At 63.5% G+C, this 1,330-nt stretch carries 1 protein-coding gene; it reads right to left on the reverse strand.

Annotated elements, in window-relative coordinates; translation table 11 throughout:
- Positions 1–1,230 (reverse strand): fatty acyl-AMP ligase (locus ABT116_RS46895; RefSeq protein ID WP_351647450.1); only part of this gene is annotated, 1,230 nt, incomplete at its 3' end.
- Between the last annotated feature and the right edge of the window lie 100 nt (positions 1,231–1,330).

The raw sequence follows: 1,330 nt of genomic DNA on the forward strand, positions 1-1,330 counted from the left end.
GGAGCGGTCGGCGAGGAGGGAGAGGCCTCGGGGCTCGCCGTCGCCATCGGCGCGCCCCAGCAGGCCGGGCCCCAGGACCGCAACGGCGCGAGGTCGGACACCGACGTCGGCAACCACGGCGTGGACCACTTCACGCTCGATACGCTTGACCTCTTCCGGATCCTCGAAAGCGTTGGTCTCGACGGCGACCGCAAAGCTCTCACGCTTCTGGCCAGCATCGAGACGGATTGCGACGGCATTTCCGGGACGCACACCGGCAACACTTCCGGCCGCTCGCTCGATGTCGGTCGGATACACGTTCCGGCCGCCCATGATGATGACGTCCTTGACTCGCCCGCACACCACGACCAGGCCTTCTTCGGTGAAATAGCCGACGTCACCGGTATCGAGCCAACCGTCGGCGTCCTGCGCCGGCTTGTGTCCGTCGACTGTGACATACCCCGGAGTGACTGCTTTGCCGCGAACCTCGATGATTCCGACGCCTCGGGCCGGGAGCACCTGGCCGTCACGATCGACGATGCGACCCTCGAGGTCAGGCACCATCTTTCCGAGTGTGGCGAGGGCACGAGCGTTGGGACGATTGGACGGCACCGCCCGAGACATCGACTCGAGAAAGTCTGGATCGACGTAGTCGAGGACCTGACCTTGATCGGGATCCGGAATCGACACGGCGAGCGTGGTTTCCGCCATTCCGTACACGGGGGCCAGAGCAGTCGGGTTCAACCCGAAACGCGCGCCCGCCTCGGCGAGGGCATCCATCGTGTCAGGATCCACCGGCTCGGCACCGTTCCACATGTATCGGACGCTGGACAGATCGACTGCCCCGTCCTCTGCCTGTGCGAGTCGACGAGCCAAGAGGGAGTATGCGAAGTTCGGTGCGGCAGTGACAGTTCCGCCGTACTTGCCCATCAGTTCCGCCCACAGCACCGGGGTGCGCAGGAAATCCATCGGCGTGATGCTGATGACCTCCGCGCCCACCTGCATCGGAACCGTCAAGAACCCGACCATGCCCATGTCGTGGAACAACGGAAGCCAGCTCACCATCACGTCGTCCTCGATGGAGAACTTGATGCGGTTGATCATCGCGTACGCATTTGTGTAGAAGTTCTCGTGCGTGATCTGGACGGCCTTGGGTGATCCGGTGGAACCGGACGTCAGCTGCTGGAGAGCGATATCCGATTCGGCCGTCTCCACAGGATCGATCGATGTTCCGCCACGAAGCTCGTCCACTGTCACGACGGTGATGCCACGCCCCTGTGAGTCGGCGTGTGTGCTCGGCATCAACCAGCCGCCGGTCACCATCAAGAACGTCGAGGTCTCGATCATCGAC

Origin of the sequence: Streptomyces sp. NPDC002130 (assembly GCF_040296465.1) — a bacterium.
Taxonomy (GTDB): domain Bacteria; phylum Actinomycetota; class Actinomycetes; order Streptomycetales; family Streptomycetaceae; genus Streptomyces.